General features: G+C 65.2%; 14 protein-coding genes. 8 read left to right on the top strand and 6 right to left on the bottom strand.

All coding sequences use genetic code 11. The features are described from left to right. From BEK68_RS23390 to BEK68_RS23380, 3 genes are all read left to right on the top strand, one after another. Nucleotides 1–340, top strand: a 340-nt coding sequence (locus tag BEK68_RS23390; protein ID WP_065851925.1) for a carboxymuconolactone decarboxylase family protein, incomplete at its 5' end; no start/stop codon positions are given. Continuing rightward, nucleotides 337–786, top strand: coding sequence for a GNAT family N-acetyltransferase (locus BEK68_RS23385; protein ID WP_004627953.1), 450 nt, complete (start codon nt 337–339; stop codon nt 784–786). The genes BEK68_RS23390 and BEK68_RS23385, both read left to right, overlap by 4 nt. Further along, complete coding sequence (locus BEK68_RS23380) at nt 783–1,409, top strand: FMN-dependent NADH-azoreductase (RefSeq protein WP_012430088.1); 627 nt, start codon at nt 783–785, stop codon at nt 1,407–1,409. The genes BEK68_RS23385 and BEK68_RS23380 overlap by 4 nt, the downstream gene beginning before the upstream one ends. Nucleotides 1,410–1,474: 65 nt before the next feature. On the opposite strand, the gene pcp is transcribed toward BEK68_RS23380, so the two are convergent. The 3 genes from pcp to BEK68_RS23365 all read right to left on the bottom strand — a co-directional run bounded on the left by pcp (nt 1,475) and on the right by BEK68_RS23365 (nt 4,304). Further along, complete coding sequence (pcp, locus tag BEK68_RS23375) at nt 1,475–2,122, bottom strand: pyroglutamyl-peptidase I (protein ID WP_012430089.1); 648 nt, start codon at nt 2,120–2,122, stop codon at nt 1,475–1,477. Nucleotides 2,123–2,200: 78 nt separating this feature from the next. Beyond that, nucleotides 2,201–2,620, bottom strand: a complete 420-nt coding sequence (locus BEK68_RS23370) for a MarR family winged helix-turn-helix transcriptional regulator (RefSeq protein WP_004627946.1) — start codon at nt 2,618–2,620, stop codon at nt 2,201–2,203. A gap of 85 nt (nt 2,621–2,705) precedes the next feature. Beyond that, nucleotides 2,706–4,304 carry a hypothetical protein gene (locus BEK68_RS23365; protein ID WP_012430090.1) on the bottom strand — a complete coding sequence of 533 codons (1,599 nt, stop codon included), beginning with the start codon at nt 4,302–4,304 and terminating at the stop codon, nt 2,706–2,708. 191 nt (nt 4,305–4,495) lie between these two features. Between BEK68_RS23365 and blaOXA the strand changes: the two genes are divergently transcribed. Both blaOXA and BEK68_RS23355 read left to right on the top strand, forming a co-directional pair. Then, a complete protein-coding gene (gene blaOXA / locus BEK68_RS23360; protein ID WP_012430091.1) occupies nt 4,496–5,311 on the top strand; it encodes an OXA-60 family carbapenem-hydrolyzing class D beta-lactamase in 816 nt (271 codons plus the stop codon). A 166-nt stretch (nt 5,312–5,477) separates the two neighbouring features. Next, nucleotides 5,478–5,921, top strand: a complete 444-nt coding sequence (locus BEK68_RS23355) for a hypothetical protein (protein ID WP_012430092.1) — start codon at nt 5,478–5,480, stop codon at nt 5,919–5,921. 51 nt (nt 5,922–5,972) lie between these two features. Here the strand turns inward: BEK68_RS23355 and BEK68_RS23350 are convergent, their stop codons facing one another. Beyond that, a complete protein-coding gene (locus tag BEK68_RS23350) occupies nt 5,973–7,586 on the bottom strand; it encodes a glucan biosynthesis protein (RefSeq protein ID WP_012430093.1) in 1,614 nt (537 codons plus the stop codon). 197 nt (nt 7,587–7,783) lie between these two features. Between BEK68_RS23350 and BEK68_RS23345 the strand changes: the two genes are divergently transcribed. Then, on the top strand, nt 7,784–8,926 hold the full coding sequence (locus BEK68_RS23345; protein ID WP_012430094.1) for a serine hydrolase domain-containing protein: 1,143 nt from the start codon (nt 7,784–7,786) through the stop codon (nt 8,924–8,926). A gap of 30 nt (nt 8,927–8,956) precedes the next feature. Here the strand turns inward: BEK68_RS23345 and BEK68_RS23340 are convergent, their stop codons facing one another. Together BEK68_RS23340 and BEK68_RS23335 are read right to left on the bottom strand one after the other, a co-directional pair. Beyond that, on the bottom strand, nt 8,957–9,427 hold the full coding sequence (locus BEK68_RS23340; protein ID WP_024542523.1) for a DUF1854 domain-containing protein: 471 nt from the start codon (nt 9,425–9,427) through the stop codon (nt 8,957–8,959). Nucleotides 9,428–9,449: 22 nt separating this feature from the next. Beyond that, nucleotides 9,450–11,756: an ABC transporter ATP-binding protein gene (locus tag BEK68_RS23335; RefSeq protein WP_012430096.1), complete on the bottom strand. Its 2,307-nt coding sequence runs from the start codon at nt 11,754–11,756 to the stop codon at nt 9,450–9,452. A 289-nt stretch (nt 11,757–12,045) separates the two neighbouring features. Here BEK68_RS23335 and cphA (BEK68_RS23330) point away from each other — a divergent pair, with 289 nt between their 5' ends. Together cphA (BEK68_RS23330) and cphA (BEK68_RS23325) are read left to right on the top strand one after the other, a co-directional pair. Further along, nucleotides 12,046–14,706: a cyanophycin synthetase gene (gene cphA / locus BEK68_RS23330; RefSeq protein ID WP_012430097.1), complete on the top strand. Its 2,661-nt coding sequence runs from the start codon at nt 12,046–12,048 to the stop codon at nt 14,704–14,706. A gap of 53 nt (nt 14,707–14,759) precedes the next feature. Further along, on the top strand, nt 14,760–17,327 hold the full coding sequence (cphA, locus tag BEK68_RS23325) for a cyanophycin synthetase (RefSeq protein WP_012430098.1): 2,568 nt from the start codon (nt 14,760–14,762) through the stop codon (nt 17,325–17,327). The last annotated feature ends 587 nt before the right edge of the window (nt 17,328–17,914 follow it).

Raw genomic sequence — 17,914 nt, 5'->3', positions numbered from 1 at the left:
CTGCGCGTTCTGCGTGCAATTCCACCTGAACCTGGCGCGCAAGCTGCGCGTGGCGCCGGCCAAGCTCGATCTGGTGGCGGTCTGGCGCGACACGCCGGCGGTCTTCACGCCGCGCGAGCGCGCCGCGCTGGCCTGGACGGAAGCGCTGACCACCCTGGCCCGCGCGGCCGACCACGGGGTGGAGGATCACGAATACGACGCCGTGCTCGAGCATTTCTCCAGGACGGAAGTCGCCTTCCTCACAGCCGCCGTCGCCAACATCCAGGCGTGGAACCGTATTGCCGTCGCAATGCGCTTTGCGCCGCAGGTGCCGGCTGCCGTGACCGCGGAGCAAGCATGACCATGGACGCCGTCCGCCCCATCGAAGATGAAGCTGCCTTGCGTGCGTGCTTTCCCGTCATGCACCAACTGCGGCCGCATCTTGCCGACGCCGACGAGCTGGTCGCGCGCTGGCGCCGGCAGGTGCAAGACGGCTACCGCCTCATCGCCGTCTGGCGTGACGGGGTGCCGGTAGCGCTGGCGGGTTATCGGCAGCAGGAGAACCTCGTCTACGGGCCGTTCCTGTATGTCGACGATCTGGTGACCGATGCCAACCTGCGCAGCAGCGGCCTCGGCAACGTATTGATGAGCCACCTCAAAGCCGAAGCCGAGCGCCTGGGCTGTGCGCGGCTCGTGCTCGATACGCCGCTGTCCAACGTGCTTGGCCATCGCTTCTACTATCGCAACGGGCTGCTTGCAGGCGCTTTGCGCTTTGGCATGAACACGAAAACGGGGGCTGCGCGATGACAACACTGCTGCACGTGACCGTGAGCCCGCGCGACGATCGCTCGCACAGCCGGCGTGGCGCAAAGTGGGTGGTCGCACAATTGGCAGAGGCCGTTGGTGGCCTGCGCGTCATCGAGCGCGATCTGGCGGCCACGCCGTTGCCGCATCCCGATGCCGGTTTTGTCGAGGCCAGCCTCACGCCCGATGCCGACCGCACCGCAGCGCACCGTGCAGCGCTTGCGCTGTCGGAAACGCTGATCGGCGAACTGGGAGCAGCGGATGCCGTGTTGATTTCCACGCCGGTGCACAACTACACGGTGCCTTCGGCGTTGAAGGCGTGGATCGATCTGGTGGTGCGGCCCGAACGCACGTTCCGCCGCACGCCCACGGGCAAGGTGGGCATGCTGACCGATCGCTCGGTGCTGGTGGTATCCGCTTCAGGCGGCCACTTTGACGGCGCCCACGCGCAGACCGATTTCCTGATGCCATATCTGCGTTATGTGTTTGCCACGGTGGGCATCCATCAGGTGGAAGGCATCCGCTTGCAGAACACTGCGCGCGGTGCTGATTCCGCCATGCAGGCCTTCGAAAGTTTCCGGCAGGAACTGGCTGCGCGGATGTTGCTCATGCCGCTGGTGGCCTGAGGACTGTCACGCGAAGAGCCAGCGTGCCAGGTCCGCGGCGCCGGCCAGCCATTCGCGTGCGCGTGTCAATGCACTGCACCTGCGCTCATCTTCAGATCTGACTGCGTGGCCAGCGTCGTACGCACCGCCAGACGTATTCCTTTGATCTGCGTATCGATCGACAGGCTCGGCCGGCCCGCATGCCGCGCTGCCAGTTCGGGCGTGGTCGGCACGTGGATGAAGCCGCCGCGCACCTGCGGCGCGCGCATGGCAATGTGGTGCATCAAACCGTAGAACAGGTGGTTGCAGTTGTAGGTGCCTGCACTCTGCGACACGCCCGCGGGCACGCCGGCCTCGCGCAGCGCATGCACGATGGCTTTGATCGGCAGGGTGGAGAAGTACGCCGTTGGCCCATCGGCCACCACAGGCGTATCAACCGGCTGGTTGCCCGCGTTGTCGGGAATGCGTGCGTCGATCACGTTGATGGCTACGCGCTCCACCGAAATCTCCGTCCGGCCCGTGGCCAGCCCCAGCGCGAACACCAGGGCGGGTGATGTGGCCTCGATAGCGTCCACCAATATTTCGTTGGCGAGACCAAACACGCACGGCAACTGCCGCGCCACGATGACCGCGCTGTCCACCTGCGTGCTGTCGAGTGCCTGCGCGATGTCCCACGAAGGGTTGGTGGGGTCGGATTCAAACGGCTCGATGCCGGTGACAAGAACGGTAGTCATGCAGGCGCTCCTTGGTGATATCCGTAGTGATGCAACTATTTTCCGATCAAAAAGGCGGCAATGGCCGCCCCGTTTGTCTTACGTGTTCAGCGTACTCCGAACGTTACGGATGGCCTGCACCGTATCGTCGAACGCGCTTGCGCCGACATGCTCGCGCAAGCGCCGCGCCACCTTGGCGCTGGCGGCCTGCAACGCGGTTTCCAGTTCACGGGCGGCTTCCGTGGGGAAGAGGTTCCACTCTCGGCCGTCCTCTGCAGAAGGTTGGCGTTCCACCAGGCCCTTGGCGATCAAGCCGTCCACAAGACGCGTGGCAGTGGGCCGCGCAATGCCCAGCACCTCGGCCAGTTCGCGGTTGAGCACGCCGGGTCGTTTGAGCACCACGCGCAGCACGAACCCTTGCGGCGGCGTCAGGCTGAACGGCGCATACGCGACCGTCCATTCGCGCTCGACCGAGCGCGCCAGAGCGGTGGTGTTGAAGTACAGGCAGTGATCAAACATATACCGTAGTCTAGCGACGGATCATTAGGGATACAACGAATTTATTCATCCATCGATCTACTGGGGGGGCGGCTCAGCGTGCAGCTCAGGGCGGCGCATCCGCCATCTGCGTCAGCTGCTTCAGTGCCTGGACGAAGTACGCGCGATCGTGCGGTGCCAGGTCTTGCGTGGCTTGCGCGAGGCGGTTCATCGCCGTGCGAGCAGTAACGTGATCGCCGTCTGCGTGAGCAAACCACGCCAGCTCCAGCAGCAACCCGCTCACCTGCACGTGGCCGTAGCGATGGCGGCCGCTGTCGTGTTCGCGCAGACGCAGTGCGGCAACGTCGGACCAGCGCTGCGGCCAGTAGCGCGCGTCAAAGGCCTCGGCAAACGGGCCCGCTTGCGTACCGAGGTCGTTCAACTTGAGCGCTGCGCGGCTTGTGTCGGCGCGTGCTATGCGCATCAGCGCGATGGCGTTCCACGCCGATTGCAGCGGCCCGCCGTTGCGTAGCGCCTGCCATTCGCTCATGGCCAGCCAGCGGACGGCATCGACCGTGCCGTCGGCATGCACCGCGTTGCCAAGCACGTCGCGCAGCAGCCAGCACGTCATGCCGAGGTTGGCGGCAACTTGCTGCACGGCGTCGGAGGCCTGGCTTTCCAGCGCGGCAGCCAGCGCGGTTTCGAACTGCGCGACGATGCGCTGTGCGGCGTGTGCGCGTGCCTCCAATGCAATGCCGTCGGCATCCGCGTAGAGCAGGCGGGCGCGCTCGATGAGGGCGCTCAAGTTGTTCCACTCAAAACGGATCTGCGGGTGATAGCGCAGCAGGCTGCGACCGGGCTCGGCATCGGCGAGGCGGGCGAGCAGGCCGGCGGCAAGGTCGAGGTCGCGTCGGTCATACGCACACCATGCGGTGACGATGCGCTCCATGGCGGCGAGGTAGTCGTTGCCCAGCACATGGCGCTGCCGGCGGTGCGCGCGCAACTGCGAGAGCAGGGCGCTGGCGCGTGTCGAGTCGCCCAGCCGGCGCGCGGCCATTGCCTCGCCCAGGGTGACGAGGGCGCGCTGGAAGTCATTGTCTGCGGCGTCGCCAGCGTGGCGCAAGGCGAGCAGGGCGCCGCCGCGCTCGGTGTCGGAGGCAATTGTGCCGGTGCTCAGCGCATGCAGCAGTCGGCCTTCGCGCATGGCGTGACGCGCGGTCAGAAAGGCGTGCCAGAACGCGGGGTTGGGCGTGCCAGGCGCAGGGCCGGAGAGCGCGCTGGCGTTGGCTTCGGCGCTGTTGTCCGTGCTGCTTTCCGGCGCGGCGATACCGAGAAAGGCGCGCACATCTGTGTCATCGGCAATCCGTCCTTCCACCAGGCAGACCACGCGCGCCGCGTCTTCAGGCGTAAGCCAGAACGGGCCCTGGCTGCGCTTGTCTGCGTTGAGGAAGCGGGGCTCGCGGTCGCGCTGTTCGCCCCAGCCTGCCTGCACGCCCCAGTTCTGCCAGTCGCGAAAGGCGCGGCTGATCATCATGCGCTGCGTGCTGGCGTCCGACACAGCGCCGCGCAGGTCGGCCAGGCGCACCAGCGGTTGCTCCGGCGACAGACGATGCGCGTAGGCCAGGCGCACGAGCAGCCACAGGCTCTGGAACGGGGCGCGTCGTCCATCCACAGTTTGCGGTGTGGTCAGCTCGACATGGAGGGCGGGCAGGGTGGGCGGCGTCATGCAAACAATCAGGCGAAGCGAAACGTGGCGCCATTGTGCGCCACACCCATTGTTACAGGCGTTACGCGCGTGACGTGCAGCTTGTTGTGCACGCTGGCGGCAGCACGGAGCGCTCCTTACGATGCGCAGCGCCGGTGCCTGTGCGCATCGACGGTTGCCGGCAGCCATCTACCCATTTCAAGGAGCCTTTCATGTTCTCTCGCTGGTCGAAGACTTTCGCGTCCGCCCTCACGGCCTGCGCCGTTGCGATGAGCACCACCACCGCCCACGCCGAGCTGGTCGTGCGTAATGACCTCAAGCGCGCGTTCGACGACGCGGGTGTCTCGGGCACCTTTGTACTGATGGACATCGGCGCCGACCGCACCTATGTCGTCGATCCGGCGCGCGCCGCGCGGCGCATCCATCCGGCATCGACGTTCAAGATTCCGAACAGCCTGATCGCCTTCGACACCGGGGCCGTGCGCGACGATCAGGAAGTGCTGCCTTACGGCGGCAAGCCGCAGCCTTACCAGCAGTGGGAGCACGACATGGCGTTGCCCGAGGCGATCCGCCTGTCGGCCGTGCCGATATACCAGGAGGTGGCACGGCGTGTCGGCCTTGAACGCATGCAGGCTTATGTGGACGCTTTTGAGTACGGCAATCGCCAGCTCGGCAGCGTGATCGATCAATTCTGGCTGCGTGGCCCGCTGGAGATTTCCGCATTCGAAGAAGCGCGCTTCACCAGCCGCATGGCGCTCAAGCAGTTGCCGGTGAAGCCGCGCACGTGGGACATGGTCCAGCGCATGCTGTTGATCGAGCAGCAGGGCGATGCCGCGCTGTATGCCAAGACCGGCGTCGCCACCGAATACCAGCCGGAGATCGGTTGGTGGGTCGGCTGGGTGGAGCGTGCCGGCCACGTGTATGCCTTTGCTCTGAACATCGACATGCCGCGCGAGGGCGATATGGCCAAGCGAGTCCCGCTGGGCAAGCAGTTGATGCAGGCGCTGGCGGTGTGGCCGGCACCGTGAGAGGTGGATTTGCGAGGAACCCTGTCTGACTCGCAATCAGGGATGTTCGGAATCCCCAATCAGATCGATCCAGAGGACGATGAAAATCGTAAAAAACTGTTGCGTCAGACCGGCTGAAGACGGGCGGATGTGACACATCGCCCAAGGGTCGGGCATCGGGGGTCTTATGTTCAGGGTCTACAAGGCAATGGCCGTCGCCATCACGGCGGCCGTCGGAGCGAGTGGCGCGCTTGCGGCCGGCAGCCAGGACGGCGTGATTTATTTCACGGGCGCCATCGTCGAGGCGGGGTTCCGTGTGCTGCCAGCGCTGCAGGCGACGGGCACGGGCGAGGGTTTGCAGGCGCGTCGCTCTGCGTCAGGCGATCAGGTGGTGCTCGACTTTCGCTCGACAGCGGTGCGGGCCGTGCCGGTCGATGTGTCGGTGGAGGCTCGCGCGGCATCGTCGCTCAACCCCCTGCGGGTGGGCGATGCACGCAGCAAGGCGGACGTCCTGGCCAAATACGGCGGTTTCAAGGCCAACCTGCTGACGGCAAACAACGGCACGCTGACCTTGTCGCGCGCGCCGGGGGTGGAACCAGCGCTCGCGGTGGTGACGCTGTCCTACCAGTAATGAAAAAGGCGGGGGAATCCCCGCCTTGTTTGTGGACCGCTGCGACGGCGTTTAGGACGCCACTGGCCCCACCGGCGATTGGAACGGGTGATATTGATACAGCCACGTCTCGGACAGCGGCTTGCCATCCACACGCAAAAACAGCCGCATGTCGACCGGTTCCTTCCCGTCGACCGTCAGGTCGAACTGGGCGCGCCAGTGGCCCGGCACGCCGTTCGGCACGGCTTCGGTAAACACATACGAGAACGTGCCGCGCGAGGTGCTCAGCACGGCCTCCGGCTTGGTGCCGAAAGGCAGTTTCTCCAGCGGACCGCCCTTGAACTCGACCATGAATTTGCGCACGCCGCGCGGCCGCGGCTGGCCCGGCTGCCCGCCGTTGCCCATGCGCGTGGCCACGCAGCGCGCCAGTTGTGTCGGATACGGTTCATCGGCCAGCCAGTGCAGGCGATAGCGTAGACGGTACTGGCTGCCCGCACGCGCCGGTGCCTTCGGCACCCACATGGCGACGATGTTGTCGTGGATCTCGTCGTCGGTCGGGATTTCGATAAGCTGCACGGCGCCCTCGCCCCAGCCTTCCAGCGGCTCGACCCACAGGCTCGGGCGGCGCTCGTAGTGGACGCCGTCCTGGTAGTTGTTGAAATCGCGATCGCGCTGCAGCAGGCCGAAGCCGCGCGGGTTGTTGTCGCCAAAGGCAGACGCCATCGTGCGCGGCGGATCATTCAGCGGGCGCCAGATGCGCTCGCCATTGCCGGTCCAGAGGGCGAGGCCGTCGGAGTCGTGCACCTCGGGGCGCCAGTCAGTGGCGGTGCCCTTGGCGGTTTCCGAAAACCAGTACATCGACGTGGCGGGCGCGATGCCGAAACGGTCGACGTCCTTGCGCAGGAAGATGGCCGTGTCGATGTCCATCACCACGCCCTTCGTGCGGTGCATGACAAAGCGATATGCACCCGTGATGCTCGGGCCGTCGAGCAGCGTGTAGATCGTCACGGAATCGGCGCGGTTGTCTGCCGGCGTGTCGAACCACACGTGCGTGAAATTGGGAAACTCTTCCGGCTTGCCGGCCTGCGCCACGTCCAGCGCAATGCCCCGTGCGGAAAGCCCGTACTGATACAGCTCGCCGATGGCGCGGAAGTACGACGCGCCCAGGAAGGCGACCCAATCGTTCTTCTTCCAGTCGAGTTTCTTCTGGTCACCCAGGCGGCTTTCCTGGAAGCGGAAACCGGCAAAGCCGCTGCCGCGCGGCAGTTTGCGCGCCGGGCTGTCGGCGGGCATGTCGAAGTACGATTCGTCGTAAACGATTTCGCGGGCGGCGCCTTTTTCCACCACGTGCATGCGCACCGGGGCGCGGAAGAACGTGCCGAGGTGGAAGAACGTCACCGGAAACTGGCCGGGGCCGTCCGCAAAGAGTGCGTGGGCGGTGTCGAATTTGATCTTGCCGTGTGCCTCGTAGTCGATCTTGGACAGGATGTCGGCCGGCGCCGTTGCAGGGGGCGTGTAAGGCTTGCCGGCCATCGTGCGGGCGCGCTCGATCAGCGCATCGAAAGAAAACGGCGCGGCATCGCCCAGCTTGACGCGATCGGCGGCCAGTGCTTCGGGCGTGATGCCGAGCGCCGCCAGCGTGGCGGTAACCGAGGCGGAGGCAAGAAGGGTTCGACGTGTGACCATAGGTGCCTGTGATGTGACTGATGAATAAGAAGGGTCCGACATGGTAACGCGGGCCCGGGTTCCGACGTGGGTGGAGGGTCCACCGGATGGCCGATCCATTGCCGTTCAGACGCGCAGAACGACCATTCATCGCAGCGGGTTTGCACCTTCAAGTGCCGGCTACGATACTTGGCGGAACATCGACCTGGGGGGCTGGGATGGCGCGACGACTTCGCAGCATCGGCATCGCTTTGGCATGGGTCTGCACGGTATGCGGCGCCCAGGCGGCACCTTGCGATGCGCCCGCCCGGTTGAACGACGGCTGGCAGGTCGAAGCCGACCCCGCCGCAGCCGGCTTCGATGCCGGCCAACTCTGCACCGTCCTGCGCAATGTTGCCGACGCCGATATCAATTTCCACAGCCTGCTCGTGGTGCGCCACGGCCGTCTGGTGGCGGAGGTCTATCGTGCTGGCAAGGATGAGCGGGTGAAGGATCTGTTCCGCACCACGCGCACGTTCGATGCCAGCACGCTTCACGACATCCGCTCGATCAGCAAATCGGTGACGAGCCTGCTGTGGGGCATTGCGCAAGGGCAAGGCAAGACGCCGCCGCTCGACACGCCGGTGCTGTCGCTGTTTCCGGGGCTGGCGGATCTGAATCGCGACGGTCGTGAGGCGATCACGCTCTCGCAGATGCTGTCGATGTCGAGCGGCCTGGCCTGGAACGAATGGCGTGCGACGAGCCTGTTCAACAACGACGAGTTCGGGCTGTTCTGGCACACGTCTCAGGCGCACTACGTGTTTGACCGGCCGATGGCGGCTGCGGCTGGCACGCAGTTCAATTACAACGGGGGCAACACGGCAGTGCTTGCGCAACTGCTGGCGGAGCGCGTGGGTATGCCTGTGCCAGAGTACGCCCGCAAGCAACTGCTCGAACCGCTGGGTATCACCGACTGGGAATGGGTGGACGACTACCGTGGCCGTCCGCTGGCGTTTGCCGGGGTGCGCCTGCGCCCCCGAGACCTGGCGCGCATCGGCCAGCTTGTGTTGCAGCATGGCCAATGGAACGGGCGGCAACTCGTGCCCGCCGAGTGGATTGCCGAATCAACGCGCCCGCACATCGACACCGGCATGGGCTTGCAGTACGGCTATCAGTGGTGGCTCGGCAAGGTGGCGGCTGGCAGCGCGGAATACGCGTGGATCGGCGGCATCGGCAACGGTGGCCAGCGCCTGTGGATCGTGCCCGGGCTAGACCTGGTGGTCGTCACCACGGCGGGCGACTACAACCAGCGCGCAATCTGGAAACAGGCCGAAACCCTGCTCAACGAGGTGATGACAGCCGTGCAGCCAACGCCCCGGTAACGGCTGCGCGGCTGAACGTCTGAATGGGGCTTACAGGAACCGGTCGAGGATCTTGCGGCTGTGCTTGTCCAGCGCAAGCAGATCGCGGATCAGGTAGTGGATACCGTGGCTGTCGGAAATGAGCAGCGTGGTGCCGGTCAGGCGGCGGATATCTTCTTCGCCGCGCAGCACGAGGTCGGTCTGGCCGCGGTCGGTCTGCACCGTCCACGTGCTGGGCGTGGCGTAGGTCGATACGCCGACGATCGTGCGGATCTCGGGCATGAATTCCCGCGCGCCGAGTTCGGCTTCGATCAGCGCGCGCATTGGCGTGGGCAGCGCGTCGGGTTGCGTGATCCATGCCAGCTCGCGGCCGTCCGTGCTCATCAGGCTCAAGCCCTCGCCCGCGGCGGAGATCGGGAACGCGCGCACGGGCACCACGCCTTCATGCACGGTGCCGTCGGCCAGGGTCATCACAAGTTTGCCGAAGCCGTTGCGGCTCAGGGCGAAATCGGGCGTTTGCATCGCAGTCATTTCAGAGTGGGGATCACTGCGCGTAAGCCGGCGCCGCGGCGTCCACGCGCTCGCCGTCGCTGGTCAGATCGGTTTCGGCATCGACATTGCGGGCCTGCGCCTGATAGAGCTTGTAGTACGCCCCTTCGCGCGCGAGCAGCTCATCGTGATTGCCGACTTCGACGATCTGGCCGCGATCCATGACGACCAGGCGATCCGCCTTGCGCAGCGTCGACAAACGGTGCGCGATGGCAATGGTCGTGCGGCCCTGCACGAGGTTGTCGAGCGCCTTCTGGATTTCCTTCTCGGTGGTCGTGTCCACGGAAGACGTGGCCTCGTCCATGATCAGGATGCGCGGGTTGATGAGCAGGGCCCGCGCAATCGAAATACGCTGGCGTTCGCCGCCCGACAGGGCCTGGCCGCGTTCACCCACCAGCGAGTCGTAGCCGTGCGGCAGGCGCAGGATGAACTCGTGGGCGTGGGCGGCACGCGCGGCGGCAATGATCTCTTCGCGCGTGGCGTCGGGTTTGCCGTAGGCAATGTTGTCGGCGATCGTGCCGAAGAACAGGAACGGCTCCTGCAGCACCAGGCCGATGTTGCGTCGGAATTCCGACACGGGCAGCGAGCGGATATCGGTGCCATCCAGGCGGATCGCGCCTTCGGACACATCGTAGAAACGGCAGATCAGGTTCACGAGCGTGCTCTTGCCCGAGCCGCTGTGCCCCACCAGCCCGATCATCTCGCCCGGCTGGATCGACAGGTTCAGGCCGCGGATCACCGCGCGGTTGCCATAACGGAAGCCCAGGTCGCGCAGTTCGATCGCGCCCTTCACCTTCTCGAGATGCACGGGCCTGGCCGGCTCGGGCACGCTCGACACGTGGTCGAGAATATCGAAGATCCGCTTGGCGCCGGCCGCCGCCTTCTGCGTGACGGACACGATGCGGCTCATGGAATCCAGGCGCGTGTAGAAGCGGCTGATATAGGTCAGGAACGCCACCAGCACACCGACGGTAATGGCGTCGTGGCTCACCCGCCAGATGCCGAAGATCCACACCACCAGCAGCCCGACTTCGGTCAGCAGCGTGACGGTCGGGGTAAACAGCGACCACACCGCATTGACGCGATCGTTGATCGCCAGGTTGTGCTTGTTGGCCTCGGCAAAGCGCGTCACCTCGCGCTTTTCCTGCGCAAAGGCCTTGACCACGCGGATGCCCGGGATCGTATCGGCCAGCACGTTGGTGATTTCCGACCAGATCCGGTCGATCTTCTCGAAGCCGTGGCGCAGGCGGTCGCGCACCAGGTGGATCATCCACGCGATGAATGGCAGCGGCACGAGTGTCACGAGCGCCAGCCATGGGTCGATCGAAACCAGGATGACGGCCGTCATCGCGATCATCAGCACATCCGTGGCGAAATCGAGCAGGTGCAACGACAGGAACACGCTGATGCGGTCGCTTTCCGAACCGATGCGCGCCATGAGGTCGCCGGTGCGCTTGCCACCGAAATATTCGAGCGACAGCTTGAGCAGGTGCTCGTAGGTGGTCGTTCGCAGGTCGGCGCTGATGCGCTCGGACACGCGCGCCAGCAGATACGTGCGCGCCCAGCCCAGCACCCAGGCCACCAGCGCGGCGCCAAACAGGCCGGACAGATAGAGCGTCACCAGGCGGTAATCGACCGGCTGCCCGTTCTGGTAGGGGATCAGCACCTTGTCCATCAAGGGCATCGTCAGGTACGGCGGCACCAGGGTGGCGGCCGTGCCGATCAGCAGCAGGGCGAAACCGGCCAGCAATTCCCACCGATACGGCTGGGCGAAGCGCCACAGGCGCAGCAGCGCCCAGGTCGAGGGCGGCTGCTCCAGTTCACGGCTGCATTGCGGGCAGTTGTCTTCACCGGCCGGGAGGGGCGCTTTGCAGGTCGGGCAGATGTCCGCGTCGGGCTGCGCGGCCTTGGCGCCGGTGGTCAGGGCGTTGCGCTGGGCGTCGAAAGCATCGGCCAGCCGCAGCGCGTCGGTATTGTGGCCCAGCGTGTAGCGCCAGCTTGCCAGCCGGCGCTGGCCGTCGGACAACTCCAGCGTGCCGACGCCGGCGTGGTCGCTGTGGGCCAGCGTCATGCCGGGGGCGATGTCCCAGCTTTGCAAATCCTTTTCACCCACGGCTTGGCCGATCAGGCGACGGTTCGTAACAACCAGCCACCCTTGGGTAAAATGCAATCTCGCGTCCAAATCCAGCTGCAGCCCGGCCAGGACGGTTTCTTCTGGAGCAAGGCTTGAGCCGAGCACGACACGCCAGGGTTCCTGAGCGCGGACGACGGTGGGGGCGGACGATGGGGAGGACTGGGTCATCAGTGGCGCAAAGAATTCAAAAAGCGCGTCCAAATGGCCAAAAAACAGCCCAAAACGGGAAAAGGACGAACATAAATCGAGGCAAGAGTGCGGCGTCGCAATTGTTGCGGCCTGCAAAATTTGCTCGCAAGTATACATAGCCACGCCAGCACGGCATTTGGTGCGCTGCACAACGCACTCCGGGCTCAAGACGTCAACGCCGACGCCGTTGTAACGTTATTGAAAGGTAACGGTTCGGTTTCACGGACCAATTCACGGGTACATCGCCCCCTGCTTCCAAGCAAATTCAATGAAGAAGAAGGACATTGAGATTCTCGATGTCATGTCGCTGCGCGGCCCGAATATGTGGACATATCGGCCAGTGCTGGAGGCATGGGTCGATATTGGTGAACTGGAGGACTCTCCCTCCAACACGATTCCGGGGTTCTACGAGCGTCTGTCGACATGGCTGCCCACGCTGATCGAGCACCGCTGCAGCCCCGGCGTGCGCGGCGGTTTCCTGATGCGCTTGAAGGAAGGCACCTGGCCGGGGCACATCCTGGAACACGTCACCCTCGAGTTGCAGAACCTGGCCGGCATGCCCGGCGGTTTCGGCAAGGCGCGCGAGACACCCGTGCGCGGCGTCTATAAGGTGATCGTCCGCGCCTGGCACGAAGACGTGACCCGTGCTGCCCTGTTCGCCGCCCGTGATCTGGTCATGGCGGCCATCGAAGACCGCCCGTACGACGTGGACGCCGCCGTCGAAACGCTGCGCGACATGGTGGACGAACAGTGCCTGGGCCCCAGCACCGCCTGCATCGTCGAAGCCGCCGATGACCGCAATATCCCGTCCATCCGCCTGTCGGACGGCAATCTCGTGCAACTCGGCTACGGCGCTCGCCAGCGCCGCATCTGGACGGCCGAAACCGACCGCACCAGCGCTATCGCCGAATCCATCTCGCGCGACAAGGACCTGACCAAGAGCCTGCTGCAGTCGTGCGGCGTGCCGGTGCCGGAAGGGCGCATGGTCGACAGCGCCGAAGACGCCTGGGATGCGGCCGAAGACATCGGCGTGCCGGTGGTGGTCAAGCCTTACGACGGCAATCACGGCCGCGGCGTATTCACGAACCTGATGACGCGCGAAGAGGTGGAAACCGCTTACGCCGTGGCCATCGAGGAAGGCAACGGCGTGATCGTCGAGCGCTTCGTCTCCGGTAACGAACACCGCCTGCTGGTGGTGGGCGGCCGCTTGGCGGCGGCGGCGATGGGCGAAACCGCGTCGGTGGTCGGCGATGGCAACTCGACCATCGAAGAACTGATCGAATCGCAGATCAACTCCGACCCGCGCCGCGGCAACACCGAAGAACACCCGCTGAACTGCGTGCGCCTGGATTCCGCCGCGCGCCTCGAACTCAAGCGCCAGGGCTATGCCGACGGCAGCGCCGTGCCGCCCGCGGGCCGCAGCGTGCTGATACAGCGCAACGGCAACGTCGCCTTTGACGTGACCGACCGCGTGCACCCGAGCGTGGCCGCGCACGCATCGCTGGCCGCGCGGGTTGTCGGACTCGACATTGCCGGTGTAGACTTGGTGGCCGAAGACATCTCGCGCCCGCTGGACGAGCAGCGCGGCGCCATTGTCGAAGTCAACGCCGGGCCCGGTCTGCTGATGCATATTCGGCCGGCCCAGGGCGAACCACGCCCCGTGGGCCGCGCGATTGTCGACCACCTGTTTTCCGACAAGGATGGCACGCAGGACGATGGCCGCATTCCTATCGTCGGCATCACGGGCACCAACGGCAAGACCGTCGTGGCCAAGTTGGTGGCGCAGATGCTGCAACTGTCGGGCAAGCACACGGGGTTGGGCTGCAGCGATGGCCTGTACCTCGATCGCCGTCAAGTGGAATCCGGCGCGCGTACCGACCGCGCCGCGTGGGACGCCTGCCATCGCATCCTGATGAACCGCGCGGTGGAAGCCGCCGTGTTCGAGAGCGACAGCGGCATGATCCTCTCGCAGGGGCTGCCGTATGACCGTTGCCAGGTGGGCGTCGTCACCAACTTCGGCAAGCCCGATCACCTGGGCGATTTCTACGTCGAAGACGAAGACCGCATGGTCAGCGTCCTGCGCACGCAGATCGACGTGGTGCTGAAGACCGGCGTCGGCGTGCTCAATGCCGCCGATGCGCGCCTCGTTGAAATGGCAGAGCTGTGCGATGGCGAAGTGATCTTCTTCGCCTTGTCGGGCGATCTGGAGGCCATCGCCGCGCATCGCGCTGCTGGCAAACGGGCCGTGTTCGTGCGCGACGGCAAGGTGGTGCTCGCTACTGGCCCGACCGAACTGGCGCTGGCCGACGTGTCGGCCATTCCCCTGACCTACGACGGCCGCGTGCCGTTCCAGCTTGAAAACGTGCTGGCGGCTGTGGCCACCGGCTGGGCTCTGGGCATTTCGAACGATCTGATGCGCGCCGGCATCATGACCTTCGATGTGGGGCAGGTGGATGTGCCGGGCCGCTTCACGCTGTTCCAGCACCATGGCGCCACGATCGTGGTGGATGACGCGCACAACGCGTCGGCACTGGAAGCCCTGGCCGCTGCGCTGGACAACTTCCCGGCGCAACGCCGCACGCTTGTGTTCGGCGCCGGCCTGCAACGCCGCGATGAAGACCTGGTGGCGCAAGGCACGGTTATCGGACAGACATTCGACCGCGTGCTGCTGTGCGAAGACGCCAGCGTCAAGCGCACCGATGCCGAGTTCGATCGCCAAGCACGCGCGCTGCTCAAGCAAGGGTTGCAGGCAGGCGGTCGCGTGGCTGAAGTCGTCGTCGAAGGGGCCAAGCGCCGGGATGTCGTGGACGCGGCGCTCTCGCAGGTCACAGCAGGCGACCTGCTGGTTTTGCAATGCGATGAGTGTGCCATCGAGGGCACCGTCCAGCAGGTACACCAGTGGATGGGCCGTGCCGAATCCCAGAACTGACGATCGGGCCTGAGTCAGAAAGAACGCCCAAAGCACAACGGAAAGCTGATTGCATGGAAGTCTCTCGTATCCGGGCCTTGCGCGGCCCAAATCTCTGGTGCCGCCATACGGCCATCGAGGCCATCGTGGCCTGCTCGGACCAATCCCAACTGCTGGCCGAGCTGCCGGGCTTTGAAGACCGCCTGCGCGCGCGCTTTCCGGCGATTGGCCCGATGCGCCCCGATGACGAAGCCGATGCGCCATCGATTGCGCACGCGCTGGAAGCCGCCGCGCTGGGCCTGCAAGCTGCCGCCGGTTGCCCGGTGACGTTCAGCCACACCGAGCCCACGCTCGAACCGGGCACGTATCAGGTCGTCGTCGAATACACCGAAGAAGAAGTGGGCCGACTGGCATTCGAGCTGGCCGGCCAACTTTGCCTGGCCGCCCGCGACGACCAGCCGTTTGATCTGGACGATGCACTGCACCGCCTGCGCGAGCTGGACGAAGACGTACGCCTGGGGCCGAGCACCGGCTCCATCGTCGACGCCGCCGTGGTGCGCGGCATTCCGTATCGCCGCCTCACGCAGGGCTCGATGGTGCAGTTTGGCTGGGGCAGCAAACAGCGCCGCATTCAGGCCGCCGAAACCGACATGACCAGCGCCGTGGCCGAATCGATCGCGCAGGACAAGGACCTCACGAAGGCCCTGCTGCATGCGGCCGGTGTGCCAGTGCCGCTGGGCCGTTCGGTGCGCAGCGCCGAGGAAGCCTGGGAAGCCGCGCAGGAAATCCACGGCCCGGTCGTGGTCAAGCCCCGCGACGGCAACCAGGGCAAGGGCGTGGCCGTACGCATCCGCACGCGCGAAGAAGTGATGACGGCGTACGAAGCGGCGGCCGACATTTCTTCGGACGTGATCGTCGAGCGCTACATCCCCGGCCATGACTTCCGTCTGCTCGTGGTGGGCAAGCACCTGGTGGCAGCTGCGCGCCGCGACCCGCCGCAAGTCATCGGTGACGGCAAGCACACCGTGCGCGAGCTGGTCGACGAAGTGAACCGCGACCCGCGCCGCGGCGAAGGACATGCCACGTCGCTCACGAAAATCCGCTTCGACGACATTGCACTGGCCACGCTCGCCAAGCAGGGCCTGAGCGCCGACGCCGTGCCGCCCAAGGGCACGCGCGTGGTGTTGCGCAATAACGCGAACCTTTCCACGGGCGGCACCGCCACCGACGTGACCGACGACGTGCACCCGGCTATCGCGGCGCGTGCCGTCGCGGCCGCGCAGATGGTCGGCCTCGACATCTGCGGGGTAGACGCCGTGTGCGAAACCATGCTCAAGCCGTTCGAGGACCAGGCCGGCGGCATCGTGGAAGTCAACGCCGCACCGGGTTTGCGCATGCACCTGCAGCCGTCGTACGGCAAGGGCCGTGCCGTGGGCGAGGCGATTGTCTCGACGATGTTTGCGGATGGCGACGACGGCCGCATCCCCGTGGTGGCGGTGTCCGGCACCAACGGCAAGACGACGACCGTGCGCCTGATTACCCATCTGCTGGCGTCCAGTGGTCTGCGCATGGGCATGACCGGCACCGATGGCGTGTACATCCAGGGCCAGCGCATCGACACCGGCGACTGCAGCGGCCCGCGCAGCGCGCGCAACGTGCTGCTGCATCCGGATGTCGATGCCGCCGTCTTCGAAACCGCGCGCGGCGGCCTGCTGCGCGAAGGTCTTGCGTTCGACCGCTGCGATGTGGCCGTGGTGACGAACGTGGGCGAAGGCGACCACCTGGGCCTGAACTACATCAGCACGGTGGAAGACCTGGCCGTGCTCAAGAGCGTGATCGTGCAGAACGTGGCGCCGCGCGGCATGGCGGTGCTCAACGCCGCCGACCCGATGGTCGCGCGCATGGCGGAGGGCTGCCCTGGTTCGGTCACGTTCTTCGCGCACGATCCGGGCCTGCCGACCCTGGCGCTGCACCGCGCGCAGGGCAAGCGCGTGGTGTTTGTCGATGGCCCCGAGATCGTAGCCGCCGAAGGTGCCAACGAAACGCGCATCGCACTGGCCGACATTCCGCTCACGCGCAACGGCACGATCGGATTCCAGGTGGAAAACGCGATGTCGTCGATTGCGGCGGCATGGGCGCTTGGCATCGACTGGACGGTGATCCGCCGCGGGCTGGCGACGTTTGTGAACGACGCCGCAACCGCGCCGGGGCGCTTCAACCTGTTCGACTACAAGGGCGCCACGCTCATCGCCGACTACGGCCATAACCCGGATGCCATCCAGGCACTGTGTAACGCGGTAGCCACCATGCCGGCGCAGCGTCGCATGGTGGTGATCAGCGGGGCCGGCGACCGCCGCGACGAAGATATCCGCAAGCAGACGCAGATTCTTGGCGGCGTGTTTGACGATGTCGTGCTGTATGAAGACCAATGCCAGCGCGGGCGCGCCGATGGTGAAGTGCTTGCGCTGCTGCGTGAAGGGTTGCAGGGTGCGTCACGCACGAGCCGTGTTGATGAAATCCGTGGTGAATTTCTGGCTATCGACACCGCGCTGGGGCGGTTGCAGCCGGGGGACCTCTGCCTGATTTTGATTGATCAGGTGGAGGAGGCATTGGAGCATATTGCTCGGCGGGTTGCTGAGTAGATTAGAACCCCGGTGAACTTCGCTGGGGTTTTGGTTTTGTTTTTGTGGTGCATCCCTTGTTTCATCCCCTGCCGGGGCTGACTCACTTTCTTTGGTCTTGCCCAAAGAAAGTAAGCAAAGAAATGCGCGCCCGAGATGGCGACCCCCTCCTTGAATTTCTGTCGCAGGGAGGGGAAGGGAAAAACTCGCTGCGCTCAGACAGTTTCCCTTCCTTTTTCTTCCCTGCAACAGAAATTCAAGGCGCCATCTAGGGCAGGAAAGTCAAAAGACAAAAGCCACACCCTCTGGGCGCCAGCCCAAACGACAAGGCCAACCGCGCGACGGGTTGGCCTTTCTCTTTTGACGTTGAGCCCTTGATGGCGCCTTGAATTTTTGATGAGCGGGCGGATCAAGGAAGGAGGCTGTCTGAGCGCAGCGAGTTTGCCTCCTTCCCCGCACGGTCACACAAATTCAAGGGGGTGTCGCCATCTCGGGCGCGCCTTTCTTTTGCTTACTTTTCTTTGGCAAGACAAAGAAAAGTGAGTCGGTCCCGGCAGGGAACGAAAGGGGGGGGCCACAAAAAAATCCCAGAAGAAAACAAAAGCCGA

Source organism: Ralstonia pickettii (assembly GCF_001699815.1).
Taxonomy (GTDB): domain Bacteria; phylum Pseudomonadota; class Gammaproteobacteria; order Burkholderiales; family Burkholderiaceae; genus Ralstonia; species Ralstonia thomasii.
This window is presented reverse-complemented; position numbering and strand designations above follow the sequence as displayed.

Bases quoted from the DNA above. Each gene is read 5' to 3' on its own strand.
- BEK68_RS23355 (WP_012430092.1), top strand. From the start codon at position 5,478: ATGTTCAGGGTCTACAAGGCAATGGCCGTCGCCATCACGGCGGCCGTC.
- blaOXA (WP_012430091.1), top strand. From the start codon at position 4,496: ATGTTCTCTCGCTGGTCGAAGACTTTCGCGTCCGCCCTCACGGCCTGC.
- BEK68_RS23370 (WP_004627946.1), bottom strand. From the start codon at position 2,620: ATGTTTGATCACTGCCTGTACTTCAACACCACCGCTCTGGCGCGCTCG.
- cphA (WP_012430097.1), top strand. From the start codon at position 12,046: ATGAAGAAGAAGGACATTGAGATTCTCGATGTCATGTCGCTGCGCGGC.
- BEK68_RS23350 (WP_012430093.1), bottom strand. From the start codon at position 7,586: ATGGTCACACGTCGAACCCTTCTTGCCTCCGCCTCGGTTACCGCCACG.
- BEK68_RS23380 (WP_012430088.1), top strand. From the start codon at position 783: ATGACAACACTGCTGCACGTGACCGTGAGCCCGCGCGACGATCGCTCG.
- cphA (WP_012430098.1), top strand. From the start codon at position 14,760: ATGGAAGTCTCTCGTATCCGGGCCTTGCGCGGCCCAAATCTCTGGTGC.
- BEK68_RS23385 (WP_004627953.1), top strand. From the start codon at position 337: ATGACCATGGACGCCGTCCGCCCCATCGAAGATGAAGCTGCCTTGCGT.
- BEK68_RS23335 (WP_012430096.1), bottom strand. From the start codon at position 11,756: ATGACCCAGTCCTCCCCATCGTCCGCCCCCACCGTCGTCCGCGCTCAG.
- BEK68_RS23340 (WP_024542523.1), bottom strand. From the start codon at position 9,427: ATGCAAACGCCCGATTTCGCCCTGAGCCGCAACGGCTTCGGCAAACTT.
- pcp (WP_012430089.1), bottom strand. From the start codon at position 2,122: ATGACTACCGTTCTTGTCACCGGCATCGAGCCGTTTGAATCCGACCCC.
- BEK68_RS23365 (WP_012430090.1), bottom strand. From the start codon at position 4,304: ATGACGCCGCCCACCCTGCCCGCCCTCCATGTCGAGCTGACCACACCG.
- BEK68_RS23345 (WP_012430094.1), top strand. From the start codon at position 7,784: ATGGCGCGACGACTTCGCAGCATCGGCATCGCTTTGGCATGGGTCTGC.